Annotated in this window: 25 protein-coding genes; 11 read left to right on the top strand and 14 right to left on the bottom strand. The window is 53.1% G+C overall.

Annotation, left to right across the window (positions count from 1 at the left end; translation table 11 throughout):
* Window positions 1–39: 39 nt before the first annotated feature.
* The 4 genes from csgA (at window position 40) to AAEY27_RS13625 (ending at window position 2,936) form a co-directional block, all read left to right on the top strand.
* Complete coding sequence (gene csgA / locus AAEY27_RS13640) at window positions 40–477, top strand: curli major subunit CsgA (protein ID WP_342321142.1); 438 nt, start codon at window positions 40–42, stop codon at window positions 475–477.
* Between the two features lie 53 nt (window positions 478–530).
* Window positions 531–854 carry a curli assembly chaperone CsgC gene (gene csgC, locus AAEY27_RS13635; RefSeq protein WP_342321141.1) on the top strand — a complete coding sequence of 108 codons (324 nt, stop codon included), beginning with the start codon at window positions 531–533 and terminating at the stop codon, window positions 852–854.
* A gap of 113 nt (window positions 855–967) precedes the next feature.
* Window positions 968–1,510, top strand: coding sequence for an O-acetyl-ADP-ribose deacetylase (ymdB, locus tag AAEY27_RS13630; RefSeq protein WP_342321140.1), 543 nt, complete (start codon window positions 968–970; stop codon window positions 1,508–1,510).
* Complete coding sequence (locus AAEY27_RS13625) at window positions 1,443–2,936, top strand: phospholipase D family protein (RefSeq protein WP_425294633.1); 1,494 nt, start codon at window positions 1,443–1,445, stop codon at window positions 2,934–2,936. The genes ymdB and AAEY27_RS13625 overlap by 68 nt, the downstream gene beginning before the upstream one ends.
* A 20-nt stretch (window positions 2,937–2,956) precedes the next feature.
* Here AAEY27_RS13625 and mdoC read toward each other — a convergent pair whose 3' ends face one another.
* Complete coding sequence (mdoC, locus tag AAEY27_RS13620; protein ID WP_342321138.1) at window positions 2,957–4,105, bottom strand: glucans biosynthesis protein MdoC; 1,149 nt, start codon at window positions 4,103–4,105, stop codon at window positions 2,957–2,959.
* Window positions 4,106–4,378: 273 nt separating this feature from the next.
* Between mdoC and mdoG the strand changes: the two genes are divergently transcribed.
* The 3 genes from mdoG (at window position 4,379) to AAEY27_RS13605 (ending at window position 8,735) form a co-directional block, all read left to right on the top strand.
* Window positions 4,379–5,914 carry a glucans biosynthesis protein MdoG gene (mdoG, locus tag AAEY27_RS13615; RefSeq protein ID WP_342325575.1) on the top strand — a complete coding sequence of 512 codons (1,536 nt, stop codon included), beginning with the start codon at window positions 4,379–4,381 and terminating at the stop codon, window positions 5,912–5,914.
* Window positions 5,907–8,435, top strand: coding sequence for a glucans biosynthesis glucosyltransferase MdoH (mdoH, locus tag AAEY27_RS13610; protein WP_342321137.1), 2,529 nt, complete (start codon window positions 5,907–5,909; stop codon window positions 8,433–8,435). Before mdoG ends, mdoH begins: the two co-directional genes overlap by 8 nt.
* 72 nt (window positions 8,436–8,507) lie before the next feature.
* Entirely contained in the window at window positions 8,508–8,735 is a 228-nt protein-coding gene (locus AAEY27_RS13605; protein WP_342321136.1) for a YceK/YidQ family lipoprotein, read from the top strand.
* On the opposite strand, the gene AAEY27_RS13600 is transcribed toward AAEY27_RS13605, so the two are convergent.
* From AAEY27_RS13600 to AAEY27_RS13590, 3 genes are all read right to left on the bottom strand, one after another.
* Window positions 8,736–9,125 (bottom strand): MysB family protein, encoded by a 390-nt coding sequence (locus AAEY27_RS13600; protein WP_342321135.1) that lies wholly within the window; start codon window positions 9,123–9,125, stop codon window positions 8,736–8,738. It abuts the gene before it with no gap.
* An 86-nt stretch (window positions 9,126–9,211) separates the two neighbouring features.
* Window positions 9,212–10,948 carry an enoyl-CoA hydratase-related protein gene (locus AAEY27_RS13595; RefSeq protein WP_342321134.1) on the bottom strand — a complete coding sequence of 579 codons (1,737 nt, stop codon included), beginning with the start codon at window positions 10,946–10,948 and terminating at the stop codon, window positions 9,212–9,214.
* Between the two features lie 199 nt (window positions 10,949–11,147).
* Entirely contained in the window at window positions 11,148–12,068 is a 921-nt protein-coding gene (locus AAEY27_RS13590) for a Kdo(2)-lipid IV(A) acyltransferase (protein WP_342321133.1), read from the bottom strand.
* Window positions 12,069–12,286: 218 nt separating this feature from the next.
* Between AAEY27_RS13590 and AAEY27_RS13585 the strand changes: the two genes are divergently transcribed.
* Window positions 12,287–13,336, top strand: coding sequence for a rhodanese-related sulfurtransferase (locus AAEY27_RS13585; RefSeq protein WP_342321131.1), 1,050 nt, complete (start codon window positions 12,287–12,289; stop codon window positions 13,334–13,336).
* Window positions 13,337–13,371: 35 nt separating this feature from the next.
* Here the strand turns inward: AAEY27_RS13585 and AAEY27_RS13580 are convergent, their stop codons facing one another.
* The 10 genes from AAEY27_RS13580 to mdtH all read right to left on the bottom strand — a co-directional run bounded on the left by AAEY27_RS13580 (window position 13,372) and on the right by mdtH (window position 20,803).
* Window positions 13,372–13,947 carry a YceI family protein gene (locus AAEY27_RS13580; protein WP_342321130.1) on the bottom strand — a complete coding sequence of 192 codons (576 nt, stop codon included), beginning with the start codon at window positions 13,945–13,947 and terminating at the stop codon, window positions 13,372–13,374.
* 1 nt (window position 13,948) lies between these two features.
* On the bottom strand, window positions 13,949–14,515 hold the full coding sequence (locus AAEY27_RS13575) for a cytochrome b (RefSeq protein WP_342321129.1): 567 nt from the start codon (window positions 14,513–14,515) through the stop codon (window positions 13,949–13,951).
* A gap of 270 nt (window positions 14,516–14,785) precedes the next feature.
* The gene (locus AAEY27_RS13570) at window positions 14,786–14,902 is read right to left on the bottom strand and encodes a YceO family protein (protein ID WP_342321128.1); all 117 of its coding nucleotides are present in this window, start codon (window positions 14,900–14,902) and stop codon (window positions 14,786–14,788) included.
* Between the two features lie 49 nt (window positions 14,903–14,951).
* Window positions 14,952–16,070 (bottom strand): N-methyl-L-tryptophan oxidase, encoded by a 1,119-nt coding sequence (solA, locus tag AAEY27_RS13565; RefSeq protein WP_342321126.1) that lies wholly within the window; start codon window positions 16,068–16,070, stop codon window positions 14,952–14,954.
* Between the two features lie 117 nt (window positions 16,071–16,187).
* Window positions 16,188–16,442 carry a biofilm formation regulator BssS gene (gene bssS / locus AAEY27_RS13560; protein ID WP_017456389.1) on the bottom strand — a complete coding sequence of 85 codons (255 nt, stop codon included), beginning with the start codon at window positions 16,440–16,442 and terminating at the stop codon, window positions 16,188–16,190.
* Window positions 16,443–16,717: 275 nt separating this feature from the next.
* Entirely contained in the window at window positions 16,718–16,963 is a 246-nt protein-coding gene (gene dinI, locus AAEY27_RS13555; protein WP_342321125.1) for a DNA damage-inducible protein I, read from the bottom strand.
* 75 nt (window positions 16,964–17,038) lie between these two features.
* The gene (gene pyrC / locus AAEY27_RS13550; RefSeq protein WP_342321124.1) at window positions 17,039–18,082 is read right to left on the bottom strand and encodes a dihydroorotase; all 1,044 of its coding nucleotides are present in this window, start codon (window positions 18,080–18,082) and stop codon (window positions 17,039–17,041) included.
* A gap of 118 nt (window positions 18,083–18,200) precedes the next feature.
* A complete protein-coding gene (locus tag AAEY27_RS13545) occupies window positions 18,201–18,761 on the bottom strand; it encodes a lipoprotein (RefSeq protein WP_342321123.1) in 561 nt (186 codons plus the stop codon).
* A gap of 120 nt (window positions 18,762–18,881) precedes the next feature.
* Complete coding sequence (gene grxB, locus AAEY27_RS13540) at window positions 18,882–19,529, bottom strand: glutaredoxin 2 (protein WP_342321122.1); 648 nt, start codon at window positions 19,527–19,529, stop codon at window positions 18,882–18,884.
* A gap of 65 nt (window positions 19,530–19,594) precedes the next feature.
* Window positions 19,595–20,803: a multidrug efflux MFS transporter MdtH gene (mdtH, locus tag AAEY27_RS13535; protein WP_342321121.1), complete on the bottom strand. Its 1,209-nt coding sequence runs from the start codon at window positions 20,801–20,803 to the stop codon at window positions 19,595–19,597.
* A gap of 238 nt (window positions 20,804–21,041) precedes the next feature.
* On the opposite strand from mdtH, the gene rimJ reads away from it, so the two are divergent.
* Genes rimJ through AAEY27_RS13520 form a run of 3 tightly spaced genes read left to right on the top strand, consistent with a single transcriptional unit; the run spans window position 21,042 to window position 23,213 of the window.
* Window positions 21,042–21,626 carry a ribosomal protein S5-alanine N-acetyltransferase gene (gene rimJ / locus AAEY27_RS13530; RefSeq protein ID WP_342321120.1) on the top strand — a complete coding sequence of 195 codons (585 nt, stop codon included), beginning with the start codon at window positions 21,042–21,044 and terminating at the stop codon, window positions 21,624–21,626.
* Window positions 21,627–21,639: 13 nt separating this feature from the next.
* Window positions 21,640–22,287: a YceH family protein gene (locus AAEY27_RS13525; protein ID WP_342321119.1), complete on the top strand. Its 648-nt coding sequence runs from the start codon at window positions 21,640–21,642 to the stop codon at window positions 22,285–22,287.
* A 2-nt stretch (window positions 22,288–22,289) separates the two neighbouring features.
* Window positions 22,290–23,213, top strand: a complete 924-nt coding sequence (locus AAEY27_RS13520; RefSeq protein ID WP_342321118.1) for a Gfo/Idh/MocA family protein — start codon at window positions 22,290–22,292, stop codon at window positions 23,211–23,213.
* Window positions 23,214–23,270 lie beyond the last annotated feature (57 nt).

The following is a 23,270-nucleotide window of genomic DNA, read 5'->3' as shown; positions in this document are numbered from 1 at the left end:
ACGTCCGGCGGCTTAATATCAATCCGATGGGGGTTTACCATGAAACTTTTCAAAGTGACGGCATTAGCAGTAGTGGTTGTTTCAGCCAGCGCATTCGCAGGCAGCGTTCCGCAATATGGCCACGGCGGTGGCAGTAGCGGCCCGAATTCCGAATTGAGCATTTATCAATACGGTAGCGCCAATGCGGCGCTGGCATTGCAAACCGATGCGCGCAACTCAGATCTCACTATCACGCAGCATGGCTCTGCCAACGGTGCCGATGTGGGGCAGGGGTCTGATGATAGCAGCATCGATTTATTGCAAAGTGGTTCGCGTAATAATGCCACTATCGATCAGTGGAACAGCCGCGACTCGGAAGTTTCTGTGAGCCAGTATGGCGGCGGTAACGCGGCGCTGGTGAACCAGACAGCGTCGGCCTCCTCTGTTACGGTGCAGCAAACCGGCTTCGGTAATAACGCCACCGCGAATCAGTACTGATCTTCTGCCAGAGATAATAAACAGGGCTGCGGCCCTGTTTTTTTGGAGGCATTATGCACAATTTGCTGTTGCTGGCAGCGCTATCCAGCCAAATCACCTTTACCACTGCTCATCATGGCGATGTCTATACCGTCACTCCGCTGGTGCAGGTGGCGCAGGATTGCGTCTGCCAGATACAAATCATTACCGAACGACAAAGCGGCGGCGGCATGAGCCAAAGCAGGCAACGTAATTTGATGTCGCTGATTGCAAACCAACCCACCGCGCTTTCGCACTTAACAATGAATATCCCGCCGGATGCGGATGTGCGCATTACAGTGACGGTTTCCGATGGGCAGTCGCTGCAACTGGTGCAGCAGTGGTCGCCAGATAAATAAGCCTGGCCTCTACACTGTCATTCACTTCGCACTGCATGTTGCCCGCGCCATTTCTTTCCATGCCAGGGTACACTTACTCCATTAAATCGGTAATGGGTCGAAAGGGGGCAACGATGGAACAACGTATGCAGGTACTTCAGGGGGATATCACCACCCTCGATGTTGATGTCATTGTGAATGCGGCAAACTCATCATTACTCGGCGGTGGCGGTGTGGATGGCGCAATCCATCGCGCGGCAGGGCCAGCGCTACTGGAAGCATGCCGGCAAGTGCGCCAACAACAAGGCGAGTGCCCGCCAGGCCATGCGGTGATCACCACCGCAGGAAATTTAAAAGCGAAAGCGGTGATCCACACGGTCGGCCCGGTCTGGCGCGGCGGTGAGGAAAATGAAGCCCGCTTGTTGGAAGATGCCTATCGCAATAGCCTTAAACTTGCCGATGCGAATGGTTATGCGACTCTCGCGTTTCCGGCCATCAGTACCGGTGTTTATGGATACCCGAAAGCGGCAGCGGCGGAAATTGCCGTTAACACCGTTTCGGATTATCTAACCCACCATTCTCTGTTACGGCAGATATACTTTGTCTGCTATGACGATGAAACTGCACGGCTCTATCAACGATTACTCACCCAGCAAGGTGATGACCCCGCAAACTGATTCTCGGCTCGGGCGCGCGATTGCGCCCGTTTGCGAGGCGCATGTTGGATTATGCGGTTTGCATGTGCTGGATGACAGCCTGGACGCGTTTGTCGCCCGTTACCGACTGGCGGAAATGGCAGAACGGACGCTGGATGTGCAGTATTACATCTGGGAAGACGACACCGCGGGCCGCTTGTTGATGCTAGCGCTACTGGCGGCGGCCGATCGCGGTGTGCAGGTTCGGCTGCTGCTGGACGATAACAACACCATTGGCATGGATGAGATTTTACGCCAGCTCGATAACCACCCGAATATTCAGGTGCGTCTGTTTAACCCTTTCTCCTTTCGTACGCTGCGGGCGTTGGGCTACCTGACGGATTTCGCCAGGCTGAACCGGCGCATGCATAACAAAAGCTTTACGGTCGATGACGTAGTGACGCTGGTAGGCGGGCGTAATATCGGCGATGCCTATTTTGGTATCGGCGAAGAGCCGCTGTTTACGGATCTGGATGTGATGGCGATTGGGCCAGTTGTGGAGGATGTCGCCGATGATTTTGCGCGCTACTGGGATTGCGAATCTGTCTCGCCCTTAAGCAGCGTGCTGGATCTTTCCCCCGAAGAAATTGCTGAGCGAATCCGCTTGCCGGACAGCTGGCGTCAGGATGTCACGGCGGTGCGTTACCAGGAGAAACTGGCGTCGACGCAATTTGCCGCACATCTGGAAAACGGCAATTTGCCACTGTTATGGGCGAAAACGCGTTTGCTGAGTGACGACCCGCGCAAAGGGCAGGGGAAAGCGCACGACCACACGTTGTTGCCGCAGCGCCTGCTTAACGTGATGGGCAAACCGGACAAACAGATCGACATCATCTCTTCCTATTTTGTCCCGGGGCGAGCGGGCGTGGCGCTGTTGCTGCAACTGGCGCGCAAAGGGGTAAAAATCGCCATTCTCACCAATTCCCTGGCGGCCAACGACGTCGCGGTGGTGCATGCCGGTTATGCACGCTGGCGCAAAAAGTTGCTGCGTCACGGCATTGAACTTTATGAACTAAAACCGACCCGCGACGGCGGACGCCCGCACCCGGTTCACGATCGCGGGTTAACAGGGAATTCCGGTTCCAGCTTGCATGCCAAAACCTTCAGCATTGACGGTGAAAAAGTGTTTATCGGCTCGTTTAATTTCGACCCGCGCTCGGCCATGCTGAACACCGAAATGGGTTTTGTGATCGACAGCGAAACGCTGGCGCAGCGCATTCACCACCGTTTTTTGCGCAGCCAGCGCGACATCACCTGGCAACTGCGGCTCGATCATTTCGGGCGAATTAACTGGGTTGAAAAGCAGGACGGTAAAGAGATTGTGTTGAAGAAGGAACCGCAAACCCGTTTCTGGCAGCGCGTGCTGGTGCGGCTGGTTTATTGGCTGCCGGTGGAGTGGCTGCTCTGATGCCAGAGCAGCCATAAAGATTAGCGCGCAGGCGCGTGGTCTTTCGCGGTTTTTTCCTGCGGTTTACCGGAGAAGAGAAAACGCAGCAGCGGAATGCGCAAATGGATTTCATACAGCGCCACCGCGATGCCAATCACGAACACCAACCCGGCGATGAATCCCAGCAAATTCGACTGAATATGTGGTGTGATCCACGCGCCGAATAACAGCGTCAGCGGGTGGTGCACCAGGTAGATAAACAGCGACGCGTTCACGAAATAACTCACCCGTGCGGACTGGAAATTCAATAACCGATGACCCAGCGAGAAGACAACATTCACCATCCAGAAGCCCAGCAACATGGTGATCACCGCTTCTGTTTCATACATCCAGGCATCGCCACTGCCATAACGCTGATTCAGCAGATAAGCGACAAACGCCAGTGCGGAACCCACCATGCACCACGGCGATGGCGTGATAAACAGCGATTTCAGCCGTGGGCTAATGAACGCCAATGCGCCCAGCATGAAAAAGGGAATGTAAAACAGGGTTTGCATGACGGCGTAATTAAACAGCGCATCGCGCAATATATCCGGATAGAGCAAAAACACCAGACGGCGAAAAGCGGCCCAGGCGATGCCCAGCAGCAGGAACCACAGGGAAAGTTTGCCGAGCGAAATAGTGCCAAGCAAGGTTTCGGCGCTGTTTTTGATTTTTTTAAATAACCCTATGCTGACTGTCGTTAATACAACAAGTACCAACAGAAACCATAAATGGGAAATCAGCTCCCATGCCAGCGTGTTGAATTTGTCGTAAGTCGACAGCGTGTGCCAGTTAACGGCGTTATTCTTCACATATTGCAACATAATAAATTGCGGCAACGTCAGCAGCGGAATAGCGGTCAGCATCGGAATACCGACGCGCTCAACGCGCACTTTCCACCAGCGTTTCAGCGGGTAGCGTAAGTACAACATGTAGGAAAAATAACCAGAAATAACGAAGAACACCTGCATACGAAACGCATGAATAGCATCATTAAACAGTGTTAACCACCATGAAGGGTAGGTACTATTCACATGCCACATATGACTGGAGTAAATCAATGAAATGTGGAATGGGATCCCAAGCAGCATTAACCACGCGCGGATGGAATCAAGGAAATATTCTCGTTGTGCGGGGGATTTGATCATATATCTCCGTGCATTCTCAGACTTTTCGTCTTATCCATAAGACAAATAATGATTACATTCGAAACCAACCCTACACTATGTCAGATAACCTGTCTCCAGGATAAGCCTGCAAAACGATAAAGGGTTAGTTTCATTTGCTTATTCAATGAACCGGCATGCAGAACAAAGCGGGGATTTGGTTGTCGGATTGCCTGAGTTTCCATTAAAATAGATCGGATCGATTTAAGCACACAAAGGGGGAAGTGCTTAGTTATTATGAAACCTAAATTACGAATGATGAAAATGCGTTGGGTAGGTGCGGCAGTACTGTTGTCACTTTATACGTCATCAGGCTGGGCCTTTTCTATTGACGATGTCGCAAAACAGGCTCAATCCTTGGCCGGCAAAGGTTACGAAGCGCCCAAAAGCAATTTGCCCTCAGTGTTCCGCGAGATGAAATATGCGGACTATCAGCAGATCCAGTTCAACCACGATAAAGCCTACTGGAACAACATCAACACCCCATTCAAGCTTGAGTTTTACCATCAAGGCATGTACTTCGACACGCCGGTGACCATCAATGAAGTGACCGCCACCGCCGTTCGCAAAATCAAATACAGCCCGGATTTCTTCAATTTCGGCAATGTCCAGCACGATAAAGATACCGTGAAAGACCTTGGCTTTGCCGGTTTCAAAGTGCTTTACCCCATCAATAGCAAAGATAAAAACGACGAAATCGTCAGCATGCTTGGCGCAAGTTATTTCCGCGTGATTGGCGCGGGCCAGGTCTATGGCCTTTCCGCCCGCGGTCTGGCTATCGACACGGCGTTGCCATCGGGTGAAGAGTTTCCGCGCTTTCGCGAGTTTTGGATTGAGCGTCCAAAACCGACCGACAAACGCCTGACCATTTACGCGCTGCTGGATTCTCCGCGTGCAACGGGCGCGTACCGTTTTGTCATCATCCCTGGCCGCGACAGCGTGGTGGATGTGCAATCCAAAGTTTACCTGCGCGATAAAGTGGGCAAACTCGGCGTTGCGCCGCTGACCAGTATGTTCCTGTTCGGGCCTGCGCAGCCGTCTCCGGCGACGAACTATCGCCCTGAATTGCATGATTCCAATGGTCTTTCCATGCTGGCCGGTAACGGCGAGTGGATCTGGCGTCCGCTGAATAACCCGAAACACCTGGCTGTCAGCAGCTACGCGATGGAAAACCCGCAGGGCTTCGGCCTGTTGCAGCGTGGCCGTCAGTTCTCGCGCTTTGAAGATATCGATGACCGTTACGATCTGCGCCCGAGCGCGTGGGTCACGCCGAAAGGCGAGTGGGGTAAAGGTAAAGTCGAGCTGGTTGAAATCCCAACCAACGATGAAACCAACGACAACGTCGTCGCGTACTGGACGCCGGATCAGTTGCCGGAAGCCGGGAAGGAGATGAACTTTAAATACACCATCACCTTCAGCCGCGACGAAGATAAGCTGCATGCGCCGGACAATGCCTGGGTTCTGCAAACTCGCCGTTCTACCGGTGATGTGAAACAGTCGAACCTGATCCGTCAACCTGACGGTACGCTGGCCTTCGTGGTGGATTTCACCGGCCAGGATATGAAAAAACTGCCGAAGGACACTCCGATTACGGCACAAGCCAGTATTGGCGATAACGGCGAGATTGTTGAAAACACCGTTCGCTATAATCCAGTGACGCAAGGTTGGCGTTTGATGCTGCGCGTGAAGGTCAAAGATCCGAAGAAAACCACGGATATGCGCGCCGCGTTGGTCAATGCCGATCAGACCCTGAGTGAAACCTGGAGCTATCAGCTACCTGCCAATGAATAAGACAACTGAGTATATCGACGCGCTGCCGCTCCCGGATGACCGGAAGGCGGCGCTGCCGACGGAAAGTATTCGCGGCGTGCATGAAGCACTGGATGCGGAGCACAGGGACTGGAAGCGTGAAGACGATACGCCGCTGGGTTCAGTTACTGCGCGTCTGGAAAATAGCTGGCCGGATTCGCTGGCGGAAGGGCAGCTCATCAAAGACGATGAAGGCCGTGCGCAGCTGCAAGCGATGCCGAAAGCAAAACGTTCCTCCATGTTTCCCGATCCCTGGCGCACCAACCCCCTTGGTCGTTTCTGGGATCGTCTGCGTGGTCGTGAAGTCCCGCCGCGCTACCTTGCGCGGCTGACTAAAGAACAGCAGGCTCAGGAGCAGAAATGGCGTACTGTCGGCTCTATTCGCCGATACATCCTGCTGCTGTTGACGTTGGCGCAAACCGTCGTTGCCACCTGGTACATGAAAACCATCCTGCCTTATCAAGGCTGGGCGCTGATCAACCCAACGGATATGGCGGGCCAGGATGTATGGGTTTCCGTCATGCAACTCCTGCCGTATGTGCTGCAAACCGGCATTCTGATCCTCTTTGCGGTGCTGTTCTGTTGGGTTTCCGCCGGTTTCTGGACCGCGTTAATGGGTTTCCTGCAACTGTTGATTGGCCGCGATAAATACAGCATTTCGGCCTCAACGGTTGGCGATGAACCGCTTAACCCGGAACATCGCACGGCGCTGATCATGCCTATCTGTAACGAAGACGTGGATCGCGTTTTCGCCGGTCTGCGCGCGACATGGGAGTCGGTGAAAGCCACCGGGCAACAGCAGCATTTCGATGTTTATATCCTGAGTGATAGTTACAACCCGGATATCTGCGTTGCTGAGCAAAAAGCCTGGATGGAACTGATTGCCGAAGTACAGGGTGAAGGGCAGATCTTCTACCGTCGCCGTCGCCGTCGCGTAAAACGCAAAAGCGGTAACATCGATGACTTCTGCCGTCGCTGGGGCAGCCAGTACAGCTACATGGTGGTGCTGGATGCGGACTCGGTGATGAGCGGCGACTGTCTGACCGGCCTGGTGCGTCTGATGGAAGCGAACCCGAATGCCGGGATCATCCAGTCTTCGCCACGCGCGTCCGGTATGGACACGCTGTATGCGCGTTGCCAGCAGTTTGCCACCCGCGTTTACGGGCCGCTGTTCACCGCCGGTCTGCACTTTTGGCAGTTAGGTGAATCGCATTATTGGGGCCATAACGCCATTATCCGCGTGCAACCGTTTATCGAGCACTGTGCGTTAGCACCGCTGCCGGGTGAAGGCTCCTTCGCCGGTTCCATTCTGTCTCATGACTTTGTGGAAGCTGCGTTGATGCGCCGCGCCGGCTGGGGCGTGTGGATCGCGTACGATCTGCCTGGCTCTTATGAAGAATTGCCGCCGAACCTGCTCGATGAGCTGAAACGCGACCGCCGCTGGTGTCACGGAAACTTGATGAACTTCCGCCTGTTCCTGGTGAAAGGCATGCACCCGGTGCATCGCGCGGTGTTCCTGACCGGTGTGATGTCCTATCTTTCCGCGCCACTATGGTTTATGTTCCTCGCGCTTTCCACTGCCTTGCAGGTAGTGCACGCATTGACGGAACCGCAGTACTTCCTGCAACCGCGCCAGTTGTTCCCGGTGTGGCCACAGTGGCGTCCTGAGCTGGCTATCGCGCTGTTCGCCTCGACCATGGTGCTGTTGTTCCTGCCGAAACTGCTGAGTATTATTCTGGTCTGGTGCAAAGGGCCAAAAGAGTACGGCGGCTTTATCCGCGTCACGCTGTCGTTACTGCTGGAAGTGCTGTTCTCTGTGCTGCTGGCGCCGGTGCGTATGCTGTTCCACACCGTGTTCGTTGTGAGCGCTTTCCTCGGTTGGGAAGTGGTGTGGAATTCGCCGCAGCGTGATGATGACTCCACGCCGTGGGGGGAAGCGTTTATGCGCCACGGTTCGCAGCTGCTGCTGGGGCTGGTGTGGGCGGTTGGCATGGCCTGGCTGGATCTGCGTTTCCTGTTCTGGCTGGCGCCGATTGTCTTTTCGCTAATCCTGTCACCGTTCGTGTCGGTTATCTCCAGCCGTTCAACGGTTGGCCTGCGCACCAAACGTTGGAAGTTGTTCCTGATCCCGGAAGAGTATTCTCCGCCGAAAGTGCTGGTGGATACCGATCACTACTTGGAACTGAACCGCTCGCGTTCGCTGGAAGACGGTTTTATGCATGCAGTGTTTAACCCGTCCTTCAACGCACTGGCCACCGCCATGGCAACTGCGCGTCACCGTGCAAGCCACGTGCTGGAAATTGCCCGCGACCGTCATGTTGAGCAGGCGCTGAACGAAACGCCAGAGAAGCTGAACCGCGATCGTCGCCTGGTGCTGTTAAGCGATCCTGTGACGCTTTCCCGGTTGCATTATCGCGTTTGGGCGGCCCCGGAAAGGTATTTGTCCTGGGTGAGTTATTACGAAACGCTGAAGATGAACCCGCTGGCGTTAAAGGCGAAATAAGCCGACATAAAGAAAAATACCGGCCTGTGCGCCGGTATTTTTTTACCTGCCTGAATGAAGAAGAGGTGGCATGTGAGAGTGATTCTGGTGGTGGTTATGGCGTTGCTGCTGAGCGGTTGCGGCAGCATTATCAGCCGGGCAATCCCTGGCCAGGGCCATGGCAATCAGTACTATCCCGGTGTGCAATGGGATGTCCGCGATTCCTCATGGCGCTACATTACCGTCCTTGATTTGCCCTTTTCGCTGGTGTTCGACACTCTGCTGCTACCGTTGGATGCGCATCACGGCCCGTATGAGTGATCAGCGCTCTTCCCACTCGTCGGCCGCCGTTTGACCCTCTTCGGTGTCCAGCGGCGGTTCCAGTTGGAATTCACCTTCGTCCCACTCATGCAGCGTGTTCTCTTCTAACCACTCCTGGCTGATTTCGATTTCGTCGAAGTCGCCATCAAACACACTTTGCGCTGCTTCACCGCTGAGCATCGGCAGACATTCACCGGGTTGCTCTTCGTCCGCAAAAAATTCTGCCTGCCATGCGATATCGCCATCCTGCAGCACATACTTCTGTACATTGAACTGTTGTACGTTGAGGTCGTCTTCATCGACATCGGGGTTGTTAGCGAGAAACGCTTCGCGGGCTGCGTCAATCGCTTCTGCCAGTGTTGAGTAATAGTTCAGTTCAGAGTCGGCCATCTCAAAGCTCCTTGGGTCACAGAAAAAGCACATGCAGAAATCTATAGACGCTCGTGTTATGAGCGTCAAATTCCACCTTCACTTTCTTACTGGCATTCGCACTCTGCCAGCACTTCAGCCGAACAGATGAGGTTATATCTCTGCAAATGATCGGGTAATTTGCAGGGGGGATGTTTCATCACAAACGCTTTTCTACGCGCTGAAAAATGCATATCGTCAGCGAAAAAGTTTGCGTGCATTTTTTTCAACTCGTTCTGGCGATACTCAGCCGATGCGCGTTCATGGCGCATGCCGTGGCGATTCAGGTATTTTTCCTGCTGGTTGGTGGGTAGTTGCGCAGGTGAAATCATCTCAGAAACCTGAGCGATAACCGTTTCAAGGAAAGCTGAGCGAGAGGTATCGATAACGCCATCGACCAGGCCAATGGATGCTGCTTTGCTGGCGCTAACCGGCATGCAATCTTCGGTCAATGCGAGGGCGGTCTCCGTCCCTACTCGCCACGGCAAAGTGAGCGTCCAGAGTTCGGAACCAAACAGCCCCATCGTTTTATAATGCGGGTTAATCACAACGCCAGAACGCATGATGACCCGATCGGCAGCCAGCATAAGCATGGCACCGCCTGCGCCAGCGTTGGCATTGACCGCACTGATGACTAATTTGTTCTGGCAGGTGAGGATTGCCTCGGCGAGATCGTCAATTGCGTTGATGGATGCCCAACCTTCTTCGGCAGGATTATCCGCCACGTGAATGGAATTAAGCTCAATACCGTTTGACCAGAAATCGTTTCCTCCCGCAAGAACAATGGCGTCCAGTTGCTCATCCTGCGTGGCTTGCTTGAATAGCTTGCATAATGCCAGCGAATCATGGGTGGTGAATGCGCCGTTGAGCAGCGGAAAATGCAGGATGCCGATTCGGTCACGGCGCTCCAGCCACGCACTGTCAGGATGCGTGACATGTAACGTTGCCAGCGGTTCAAGCGCGGGAAGCGCTTCAGCGAGTGCAACGGCGGCCGGTAGTTTGACATGGGCTTTCGCATGCTCATCTGTGCGGCGCAAATGGCCGATCCACAGCGCGCCATCGACCGTTGCCACGCAAACGGCATCCCCGGAGCGGGCAAAAATATCGCCCGAACGTCCGCGCAGTTTTGTCACATCAGCATCCGCTTGCCAGACATTAAACACACGTACCGGTACGCCAGCCAGCACTGTGGATGCGCCGGGCAGGCTGTCGCTGGCCCAAATTTTACGCAGAAGTGTGGTGGTATTATCGGTGTTCCAGTCGAGGGTACGCGCGGTAGCAGGCAGGGGCTTTCTCTCCCGTCCGCGCGTGCTGGCATTGGCATAATCCAGCGGCTTGCCTTTCTGCTGCCCGTTGTGCAGTTTGTCGATGAGCTCCCATAAACAGGCAACGGCGGCGTCGGTAACGAAGTGTCGATAAATCTGGCTCTTTGCCATTGGCAAGAGGGGGAAGGTACGAGTGGCCCAGATGTCGCCTGCATCCATCTCCGCATTAGCTTCAAGCAACGTGACGCCCCATTCATTCCATCCTTCAATAATTGCCCAGTCGAGCGAGCTTGGGCCACGATCGCCAACAATACCGGGATGTACGATAAAGCATTTGAATTGCTGCCAGATATGATCGGGGATGGCGCGTTTCAGGAACGGGGCGATGATAATGTCGGGCGGATCGTCTTTCAGCCTCTGTTCAAGATCCTCATTATTGACGAAAACAATAACAGCCACCTGGTGTCCGGCATCGGTAAGTTCAACGAAAAAACGTTGCGATAAACCATTAAACGCACTGCAAAGTAAAAGAATTTTCATAGCGTTTCCATCCTGGAAAAACAGTTTTATCTCGGAATTATGTGGTCGCTATTATTTCCGACAGGTGAGAAACGACAAGTAGACAGAGGGCTTCTGTGAGTGGGGGAGTTCTTATTGGAACTTGAAAAATCTTAATTTCGCGAAGATTAAGGCGGATGCCGAACAAAAGCCCGCATGCGGATGCGGGCTATTCACAAGATTAATAGCGGGAGGGGACGCCTTCGGGACGCGTTTTAAAGCGGCGATGCAGCCACATATATTGCTCCGGGGCCATCATAATGCAGTGTTCGACCACTTTGTTCATCCAGGTCGCGGTGGTTTGCGCATCGTCCAGCGGCGGTGAACATTCTGGTTCCAGCATGATCAATTCATAACCTTGACCATTCGGTTTACGACGCGGCACAAAAGGAACGATACAAGCTTGCGACATGCGCGCCAGCATCCAGGTGCCAGAAGTCGATGCGGCATCTTTCACGGCAAAAAAGGGCGCGAAGACGCTGGCTCGCGGGCCATAATCATGATCCGGCGCATACCAGACCACATCGCCGGCTTTCAGCGCGCGGATCATACCTTTGAGATCTTTCCTGTCGATCATGCTTTTATTGGAGCGCATGCGGCCCCAGGTTTGCAGCAAATCGATCACCGGGTTGTCATTGGGGCGGTAAACACCAATGCCGGGTTCATTCAGGCCAAACATGCGTGCGCCGATTTCCAGCGTTAAGAAATGCACGCCAATCAGTAAAATACCGCGCCCTTGCGCCTGCACATTACGGACATGTTCAAAACCCGAAACGTCCATCCAGCGGGTCATGCGACGATCGGACCAAAACCAGGCCATACCGGTTTCCATCAGGCCCATGCCAACCGATTCGAAATTTTTCACCACCATTTTCTGGCGTTCGGCTTCACTCATTTGCGGGAAACAGAGCTCCAGATTGCGATGCGCGATTTGCGCACGGCGCTTCATCAGGCGCTGAGCCAGGTAACCAAGCCCGCAACCGAGGCGGTAAATAATGGGATAAGGAAGTTGAACAACTAACCACAGCATGCCAATCCCGAACCAAAGCGCCCAGTAGCGTGGGTGCAGTAGCGATGCCGAAAATTTAGGTAAATGCGTCATGACCGTCCTGTAAAAAGCTACAATTGCCTGTATTTTTGCATTTTTCTTAGGGTTAACCAAAACCCGGGCGCACAGAATGCCTGTTTTGTCAGGAATTGTCGTGTCGTAGTTATCTGAATGAGTGAAAATGTAGCGCAAAATGTGTGGATGTAAATTATCAACATTTGCTTTATGATGCCGCCGTTTTTCACTCTTTACTCTTGCAGGACACGTACACCATGCCAGTGTTACACAACCGCATCTCCAATGATGAATTGAAAGCGCGCATGCTCGCCGAAACCGAGCCACGCGTTACCGTCTCGTTTTATAAGTATTTTTCGATCGTGAATCCGCAGACTACCCGCGATGCGCTTTACCAGGCATTGACGAAGCTGAGTGTCTTTGGGCGAATCTATCTTGCGCATGAAGGGATCAACGCGCAGGTCAGCGTGCCACAAAGCAAGTTTGATGCGTTCCGCGAGGTACTTTATGCCTTCGATTCGGCGCTTAACGGGCTGCGTTTGAATATCGCGATTGATGACGACGGCAAATCTTTCTGGGTGCTGCGCATGAAAGTACGCGATCGGATTGTGGCAGATGGCATTGACGATGAAAGCTTTGACGCCAGCGATGTCGGCGATTACCTGAAAGCGGCAGAAGTGAACGCGATGCTCGACGATCCTGACGCCATCTTTATTGATATGCGTAACCACTACGAATATGAAGTGGGCCATTTTGACGGTGCGCTGGAGATCCCCGCCGATACGTTCCGCGAGCAGTTACCGAAAGCGGTCGAAATGATGCAGGAGCATAGAGATAAAAAAATCGTGATGTATTGCACCGGCGGTATTCGCTGCGAAAAAGCGAGCGCCTGGATGAAACATAACGGCTTCAACAAAGTGTGGCATATCGAAGGTGGGATCATTGAGTACGCTCGCCGCGCCCGCGAACAGGGGCTGCCGGTGCGTTTTATCGGTAAAAACTTTGTTTTCGACGAACGTATGGGCGAGCGCATCTCCAATGATGTGATTGCGCACTGCCACCAGTGCGGCACACCGTGCGATGCGCACACCAATTGCCTCAATGACGGCTGTCATCTGCTGTTTATTCAGTGTCCGACCTGCGCCGAGAAATTTGATGGATGTTGCAGCGAGTTGTGTAAAGAAGAGCGTGCGTTGCCGGAAGAAGAGCAGCGTAAACGCCGCGCCGGACGGGAAAACGGTAATAAGATTTTCAACAAATCCCGCGGTCGCCTGAATACCAAACTGGGCATTCCTGACCCGGAATAAAACAGCAAGGAGAGGGGCGATCCTCTCCTTTTTCGTTACTTCTGACGCACACCTTCAACCGAGATAATCAGCTCAACGTCTTGCGATGCCGGGCCAAGATCGGTGGTGATATTAAAGTCTTTCAGCTTGATCTTGCCTGACGCTTCAAAGCCCGCACGCACGCCACCCCACGGGTCATCGCCCTGACCGATCAGCTTCGCTTCTAGCTCTACCGGTTTGGTCACGCCGTTCAGCGTCAGGTTGCCGGTAATATCCAGCTCATCACCGTCTTTTTTCACCGCCGTCGAGGTAAATGTCGCCTGCGGGAATTTCGCCACGTTCAGGAAATCCGCGCTGCGCAGGTGCTTGTCGCGCTCGGCGTGATTGGTGTCAAGGCTGTTGGTATTGATCGTCACATTCACCTTATCGGCGGACGGGTTCGCTTCGTCGAACGTAAAAGTCCCGTCGAAATCTTTAAACGTACCGTACAACCAGCTATAGCCCAGGTGCTGGATACGGAAATTGACGAAAGCGTGTTGGCCTTCTTTATCAATTTTGTAGTCCGCCGCTACGGCATAACCGGTGGTGAACAGCAGCGAGGCGAGAGCGAGTCCCGGCAGGATTTTCTTCATATTATGCTCCAGAGTCAGATGACGATTTTCCCAGCATGCGCGTGAGAGTGGCGTCTTTATCGATGAAATGGTGTTTAAAAGCGGCAAGGCCGTGCAATACGGAGAGCACAACCACACTCCATGCCAGCCACAGATGAACGGTGCCTGCCAGATCTGCCTGCGAACCGGCATCGGCGAGGGTCGCGGGAATATCAAACAGGCCGAAGACGCTAATCGGTTTGCCGTCGGCGGTCGAAATCAAATAGCCGCTAAAAACAATGCCGAACAGCAACAGATAGAGCGCGATATGGGCAACCACTGCACCAATGCGCGTCAGCCGGGAATAGCTGCTGAGCGGCGGCGGTGGCGGCGAGACAAAACGCCAGATGACGCGAATAACCAGCCCGAGCATTAACAGGATGCCGATACTTTTATGCAACTCAGGTGCCTGGTGATACCAGCCATCGTAATAGCTGAGGGTTACCATCCACAGACCTAAGGCAAACATGCCATAAACCACGATGGCAACCAGCCAATGGAGCGTCACGGAAACCGCGCCATAGCGTGCCGGAGAATTATGTAATTGCATAATTGTTAATCACGGTTAATCAAAAGTTAATTTAAAATGACGGGAGCGAAATAATAATGCAACTCAAAAAATGCGAATTGAATTGTTATTTTTTCTATATCACATTATTTGAATAAGTTTGGCTTTATGTATTCAGTCTATTAGAGGAAAAAATGACAAATTAGGTGTTTATCAAGGAAATTACGGAGGTTGTGACGTGTTGGTAATATTCAAAAATATTGTCTATATGTTGTATTTATTTAAATAAATGTCAACTTTTGTCAGTATTCATTATTTTGACCATACAATATAAATAATATCGATCACCGCAATCAGTAACCAAATGGCAATATATGCCATCAAATGTTCACGCACGTTATTAACTAAATAATGAAATAGACGAATCATATTCTCTCCGCGATTTTGACGGCGGCCTGGCAACCAGGCCGCCGATGGATTATCCGGCAAAACGGGAGAGGGCGAAGGGTTGCAAATCAACGTCTGTGCGTTTGTCCTGCGCGAACTGGCTCGCGATTTCACCCAGCACCGGCGCGAATTTGAAACCGTGACCGCTTAAACCGGTGATCACCAGCGTATCCGGGTAATCGGGCAGAGTATCGATAATAAAATCTTCATCCGGTGAGTTGTCGTAGGTGCAGGATGCACCATAGAGACAGCCGCCAATGCCTGGCAGGAACTGGCGCAGAAAACCGAAACACTCGGATCCATCGCCTGGCTCTTCGCCAAACGGTGTTCGCTGTTGAGCGTCATTGATCAATTGACCGCCATTATGACGACCGATTTTCAGTTCATTCTCTTCTGCCGGGAAACCGTAATACTGATCGCCATTGGGCATTTCGCCGGTAAACGCCGGGAAATTATTTTTGGTGCTGTAGCGGCCATCGGCCTGGAACCAGGCGAAGACTTTACGTACTGGTTGAATGGGCAGCGCTGGCAGCAGCTTTTGCACCCAGGTTCCCGCGCTGACCAGTATCTTTTTGCCGTGGAAAGTCCCTTCCGGCGTGTCAATGCTGACGCCGTCTTCACCATGATGCAGGGCGGTGACCGGGCAATTAAACAGTTGCGCGCAACCAGCTTGTTCTGCGAGGCGGATCCAGGTTTTGATCGCCAGCTCGCTGCGTAACACGCCTGAATCGGTTTCAAACAGGCCGATATAATCGTCAGGAACGCGAATTTCCGGCCAGCGGGCCATCAGAGAAGGTGCATCAAGTTTTTCTACCGTCAGTTTCCACTGCTCTGCGCTGTGGGCAACGTTGGCAAGGAAAGCGGAATCGGCGGGACCGAGGTTGATCACGCCCGTGCGTTCGAATACCGCTTCGCCACTTTCGGCGGCCAGTTCTTCCCAAAGCGTCTGGGCACGCAAGACCAACGGAACATATTTTTCACCTTCGCCGTAAGCGTGACGTATTAAACGCGTATCGCCGTGATGGCTTCCTTCCTGGTGCGGCGGTAAATGCGCATCTGTCATCAGCACATTTAGCCCGGCGCGGGTGGCATAATAGCCAGCCGCCGCGCCGACGGAACCGCTGCCGATAATAATCAGGTCGTATTTCATGGTGTTCTCCAGGCAAATGCGTTTTCAGGAGGGTAATTAAGCTGGAGGCGTTATACAAGGGCAGAAATAATTAAGGCACCGCGAGGGTGCCTTTTAGAGGTATGTAAAGCATTAATGCTAATGCCTGCGATACTCATCTTCCTGATAGTCGCCAGATTCAATCTTGGCAATGCCCGCTTCGAGAATCGATATAAACTGACGGGCGACATCGGTCGTTAACCACAACGTCTGGCCGACTTCGGTCTCTTCCTGAGCGGCTCTGTTTGGGGTCTGGTAATGCAACCGGAGCATCAGTGCGTCGTAACTATCCACGGTGCTGATGTCCCATCCGACCAGTGGATGGGTCTGGATGACTTCATTATTCTTTACCATCACAACCCCCTTATTGGCGTGTTTAATAAGACAACGGCTTTCGAGGTTCAATGCGTGTTTTAATTTGAAGCTTTTTCAGTATATCAACAACTGAGGGCTTTGATCGAAAAAATAAACACCTTGCAACATGTTTTTTGCGTTTATTGGTTTTTTTGAATAAGACAGCGCAAGGTTAACCACATATTTTCGTTAAAGACTTCGCTAATAATGATTTGCTGAAAAAAAAGACAAAAAAGCCGGGGCGACCCGGCAATAAGAACAATCTTTAAAGTAAATTAATCGGTGATAAACCAGTCATCAGCGCTTTCCCATGTCTCTTGCAGAATTTCGCTGATACGGTCTTTATCTTCTTTTGCGCCACCGAGAACGGAGAGATTATTTGCTGCGGCATAGCGAACCGAAATTTTATTTTCGCGATCGGGATAGTAGTTATTCAGACGGCGGGATAACTCGCCAGCCAGCGCGTCGATAGCGCCAGGCGGTAAGGATGTGGTTTTGGCAATTGTCACTTCAATGCGCATAACAGCCCCCTGTGTAATGTGCTGTATATTTATACAGTTAAATGAAACCCATTACAACAGGGGGCCAAAACTTTTTTAACCCTTAACGCGCCAGCGCACAGTTTCGCCCGCGAGGAACGGCACCAGCGTATCTTCCGGCAGGGCGATAGTTTCAGGTACCACGCTCTCTTCGCGCAGCAGTTCAATAAAGGTGTCGTTCACTGGCAAACCATAGAAACGCGGCCCGTTCAGGGAGCAGAAAGCTTCGAAGTGCTGCAACGCGTTCATCTCTTCAAACACCGTTGCGTAGCTGCCAAGCGCTGTCGGCGCGTTGAAACAACCGGCGCAGCCGCAACTGGCTTCTTTGCGATGACGCGCGTGCGGTGCGGAATCCGTTCCCAGAAACGCGCGATCAAACCCGCTGGCAACCAGTTCACGCAACGCCTGCTGGTGAATATTACGCTTAAGGATCGGCAGGCAGTAGAGATGCGGGCGCACGCCGCCCACCAGCATATGGTTACGGTTAAACATCAAGTGCTGCGGTGTGATGGTTGCCGCCAGCAGTTCATTACCGTCGCGCACATATTCGGCGGCATCTTTGGTGGTGATGTGTTCGAACACCACTTTCAAGCCCGGTAAACGCTGGCGCAATGGCTCCATCACCGTTTCAATAAATCGCGCTTCGCGATCGAAAATATCGATCTCCGCATGGGTCACTTCGCCGTGTACCAGCAGCGGCATTCCCAGTTTTTCCATACGCTCCAGTACGGGCATGATGGCGTCAATACTGGTCACGCCATGGCTGGAGTTGGTCGTGGCATTGGCCGGGTAAAGTTTGGCGGCCATGAAGACGTTTTCGTTGAAACCGCGCTCGACTTCATCAGCGCTCAGGCTGTCAGTCAGGTAGCAGGTCATCAGTGGGGTGAAATTTTGCCCGGCAGGCACCGCATCGAGAATGCGCTGACGGTAGGCAATCGCGGCATCAACGGTGGTCACAGGGGGAGCAAGATTGGGCATGACAATGGCGCGGGCGTAGGTTTCGCTGGTCCACGGCACCACGGTTTTCAACATGTCGCCATCACGCAAATGGACGTGCCAGTCGTCAGGACGGCGGATTTTCAAAACCTGGGATTGTGTCATTGGAAGGCTCCGGCTGGGTGAGAAACAGGTGTTTTTGCCGGAGACCAAGCATAAGGGGAAACGTTTTCGTTTGCATCCTTTTCCTGAAAAAAGGGCGCTCGCAGCGCCCTGAGGGATTTTAGTCGGTAAGGGGAATAATGATTTCGCCCGGTTTCACCTCAATCCCTTTGGCATATTTCTTCGCCAGCGCTTCGCCTTTACTGCTGTCCTCTTTCAGAACATAGGCGGGGCGTTGATTAAAGTAATTGCGCAGTGACTGGTTCAGGTAAGGCATGACGGTTTGCACAATGGTCTGCATTTTTTCCGGCGTGACTTTCGCATCCACTACTTCCATCTCTTGCAAATAAATCGCGCCTTTCTCTTTATCGAACACCGGCAGTGCTTTCAGCTTCAGTTTGATGATGGCTTTCTGGTTACCGAAGAGGGAAGTCATGTCCAGGTTCGCATCGCCCGTCAATGTCACCTTGTTAGGCTCTTCGCGCCCAATCTCGCTGGCGAGATTGTTCAGGACGATGTGGGCATCCGCTACGCCTGGCACACCGATATCTTTAGCGAAGTCATTGCGTTTTTGCAGCGCCTGGTTAATTTCCTGTTCACTGATGGAATATTGGGTCAACTGGTTACATCCTACCAGCACGCCGCTCACCAATAATGCAGCGGCCAAAATCATCTTCTTCATGAATTCCTCAACGTGTTCCTGATACTTCGATCCGGCGTAGCATGCGTCACGCGCCGCATAAAGGCCAGCGGAAAAAACCTAATAGGATGGCGGAAGCAAGGCGCCTCCGCCATAAGCGGGTTAAATGGCCATGGAGGACAGCAGGTTAACCTGCGTCTGTTTCGCCATGTTATCGCGGTAATCGGCAACCCGGGTGGGCCAGGTGATGCCGCTGACAAGGGTGAGGTTACGCAGCAGCGGGAAGAGATGAATGTCGTCGTCAGAGAGTTCGCCATTGACGGCGTTGGGTTGCACAATCAGCTTTTCCAGCGCACGGAGGTCGTCGCTGATATTTTTGACAAGCCCCGCGGAGTGCGAAAGGTGCTCGGCGAAATTACCGATTGCCGCCTCTTTTTTCGCCACAAAGTAGGCGCGCGCCTGCGGGGTTGAGAATTCATCGAATGCGGATTTGGCAATACGCGGGATCAGCAACTTGTTCGCGTAGCCATTTACCTTGCGCAGCCACTCTTCCACCTTCGGGTTTTGCTTACCGGTGAGCAGCGGTTTGCCGTCGAGTTTATCGACATAATGCACAATATCCATGCTTTCAGGCAGGTAACGGCTGTCATCCTTTTGCAGAATAGGCGCCATTTTTTGACCAATCATTTTGGTCGGCGTGGCCTCATCGTCGCTTAGCAGCACATTGAGTTCAACCGGGACGTTCTTCAGGCCAAAAATCATGCGGGCTTTTACACAGAAAGGGCAGTGATCATAAATGTAGAGTTTCACGTTTCTCCTCCATACTGGCTTATCCATCAACTACCAGTATGGTTGAGAGAAAACTGACGCGCAAATCAAGCGCCTGGCTCAAGCATCGGCGGATGAATGCGTTTCTGACCAAACTGCCACAGCAGTGCCATCGATGTTATCAGGCCGATAACGCCCAGCATCATCCACGGCAGTTCCGGTTGGTTAAAGGCTTTACCGGCGTCAAACAGCCAGCCGCCACCGGCATAACCGAGCGCGCCGCCGAACGCCAGGCCCAAACGGCTAAAGCCCATATAACTGCCGCGCGCACGGGCATCGGCCAACTGCGCGCTTAACGTTTCCCGCGCCGGTTCGGCGATAATCGAGCCGATATAAAACGTGCAGATAAGCGTAAACAACTGTTGCAGTGTGCCCACCATACCGATCGGCATCAGGCTGAAGGACATCACCAGCAGCCCGGCCATCAGGCGGTGCTCCAGGCGAAAACGTTTTTCGCTCCAGCGGGCAATCGGGTAGAGCAGCGACAGCGACAAACAGGCTTCAATGGCGTACATCCATTTCACAGGGGCGGGTGATCCAGCAATGTCATTGACCATAATGGGCAGCATCAACATTACCTGCACCGCCAGCATGTAATAGCCAGTCAGCGTCAGAACATAGGTGACGAATTTTTTGTCGCGCAACACGCGCGCCATGCCTTCGCGCACCGGCGCTTTTACCGTCGACAGTTTCCACGCGGGTAAAAACAAGGCGTTAAACGCCGCGCACAGCACAAACATCACCGCGCCTGCCGCGCACACCAAACGAAAATCATATTGCAATAACCAGCTGCCGAGCAGCGCGCCAATCACCGCGCCCGCGCTGTCTTGCATCATCAACAGGGAGAAAAACCGGCCGCGTTGATTCGGACGCACCAGTTTCACGACCAGGGCGGAGCGCGGCGGATCAAATAACGTACCGCTAAGCCCGGAAAGAATGCAGGAGAGCCATAGCAGCCAGGGTTCGTGTGCAACCCCCATTGCCATAAAGCTTCCCGCGCGCATCAGCATACCGGTGACGATCAGCGGTTTGGCACCGAAACGGTCGGCAATCGCGCCGCCGAAAATCCCCAAACCTTGCTGGATCAACTGGCGCAAACCGAGCGCAATGCCGACCATTAATGCGGCCCAGCCAAGTTGATCAACAAAACGAATGGATATCAGGGGAAAGACAACAAAAAAGCCGAGTACTACCAGCATATTATCGACAAGCAGGAAATATTTACCCAGGCTCCTTGCCTGCGATATGCGCACCATTTCCCCTCCGGGGAATTGAGAAAGATAAGACGTTCTTATTCTGCGGCTTCGCCAGTCTTTTTCACATATTCACGGTGACAATATTTTTTTATCAAAATCAGGCTTTGATTGAGAATTTTCATCGGAAATGGCGTTTAACGCAGAAAATGCCATGTTGCTGTTTTCACAGAGCGGCAGAGCAACTGTATAGTTAAGGCAAGGGGTTAAAAAGAGTCGCGAAACGAAGGAGTGGTAAGACATGTTTGGCTATCGCAGTAATGTGCCGAAAGTACGCTTAGTGACAGACAGATTAGTGGTTCGCTTGGTTCACGAGCGCGATGCCTGGCGGCTTGCGGATTATTACGCGGAAAATCGCCAGTTTTTAAAACCCTGGGAACCCGTACGCGACGAAAGCCATTGTTATCCTTCCGGCTGGCAGGCGCGTCTCGGCATGATCAATGAATTCCATAAGCAGGGATCGGCCTTCTACTTTGCGCTGTTGGATCCCGACGAGAAAGAAATCATTGGCGTGGCAAATTTTTCAAATGTGGTTCGTGGCTCATTTCACGCCTGTTATTTGGGGTATTCCATCGGGCAAAAATGGCAGGGAACGGGATTAATGTTCGAAGCGCTGACGGCGGCCATTCGCTATATGCAACGCACGCAACATATGCATCGCATAATGGCAAACTATATGCCGCACAATAAACGCAGTGGTGATTTACTCGCACGGCTGGGTTTTGAAAAAGAAGGTTATGCCAAATCCTATTTATTAATTGATGGGCAGTGGCGCGATCACGTACTCACTGCATTAACCGCGCAAGAATGGACCCCCGGTCGTTAAGGAAGGAGCAAAGATGAAGTATCAATTAACCGCCGTGGAAGCACGGGTGATTGGCTGTCTGCTGGAAAAACAGGTCACGACGCCGGAGCAGTATCCGCTTTCTATTAATGGCGTTGTCACCGCCTGTAATCAAAAAACCAACCGCGAACCGGTGATGAACCTCAGCGAGCATGAAGCCCAGGATGTGCTGGATGAACTGGTTAAACGCCACTATTTACGCACCGTCAGCGGTTTTGGTAACCGGGTAACGAAATACGAGCAGCGTTTTTGCAATTCTGAATTTGGCGATTTAAAACTGAGCGCGGCGGAAGTGGCGCTGATCACCACCCTGCTGTTGCGCGGGCCGCAAACGCCGGGTGAATTGCGCGGTCGCGCGGAACGCATGTACAAATTCGCCGATATGGCGGAAGTGGAAAACGCCCTTGAACACCTGACAACCCGCGAAGATGGCCCTTATACCGTGCGTCTGCCGCGCGAACCGGGCAAACGTGAAAGCCGTTATATGCATCTGTTCAGCGGCGATGTGCAGACGCTGGTCAATGTTGTGGAAGCGGTAAGCCCGCCAGAAGATTCGCTGGCCGTGCGCGTCGCCGCGCTGGAAGACGAGGTTGCAGAACTGAAGCAGCGTCTGGATTCGCTGCTCGCACATTTGGGAGATTAACCGTGACAACATTACGTATTGGCGTTGTAGGGCTTGGCGGCATCGCGCAAAAAGCCTGGTTACCGGTTCTGGGCGCGGCAACGGGCTGGACGCTGGCGGCGGCCTGGTCGCCAACGCGGGAAAAAGCGCTGCGCGTGTGTGAAACCTGGCGCATACCTTATGCCGATTCGCTGGCTTCGCTGGCGGCGCAGTGCGATGCGGTGTTCGTGCATACGTCTACGGCGTCGCACTATTCGGTGGTCAGCGAACTGCTCAATCTGGGCGTTCATGTTTGTGTCGACAAACCGCTGGCGGAAAATCTGCAAGATGCAGAGCGGTTAATCGAACTCGCGGCGCGTAAAAAACTCACGCTGATGGTCGGTTTTAACCGCCGTTTTTCGCCGCTTTACCGCGAGTTGAAACAGCAGATGCCGCAGGCGTCCTCATTGCGCATGGATAAACATCGCGCCGATAGCGTGGGGCCGCACGATCTTCGCTTTACACTCCTTGATGATTACCTGCATGTGGTGGATACCGCGCTCTGGCTGGCGGGCGGCGCCGCGCAACTGAAAAGCGGCACGCTGTTAACCAATGACGATGGCGCGATGATCTACGCTGAGCACCATTTCGGCGTCGAACATCTGCAAATCACCACCAGCATGCATCGCCGGGCGGGCAGCCAGCGCGAGTGGGTCCAGGCGGTGACCGACGGCGGGCTGTTCGATATCACCGATATGCGCGAATGGCGCGAAGAGCGCGGGCAGGGCGTTGTGTCTCGCCCGGTCGCCGGCTGGCAAAGCGTGCTTGAGCAGCGCGGTTTCGCCGGATGCGCGCGACATTTTATTGAATGCGTGCAAAATCAGACGGTTCCTGAAACCGCCGGTGAACAGGCGATCCTCGCCCAGCGGGTAGTGGAAAAGCTGTGGCGCGAGGCGATGAGTGAATAATTCCTGTAACATCTGGCGATAGTAATTCGCCTTTTTCTCTGTAGACTAAGCGCTTCG

Origin of the sequence: Kosakonia sp. BYX6, assembly GCF_038449125.1 — a bacterium.
Lineage (GTDB): Bacteria > Pseudomonadota > Gammaproteobacteria > Enterobacterales > Enterobacteriaceae > Kosakonia > Kosakonia calanthes.
This window is presented reverse-complemented; position numbering and strand designations above follow the sequence as displayed.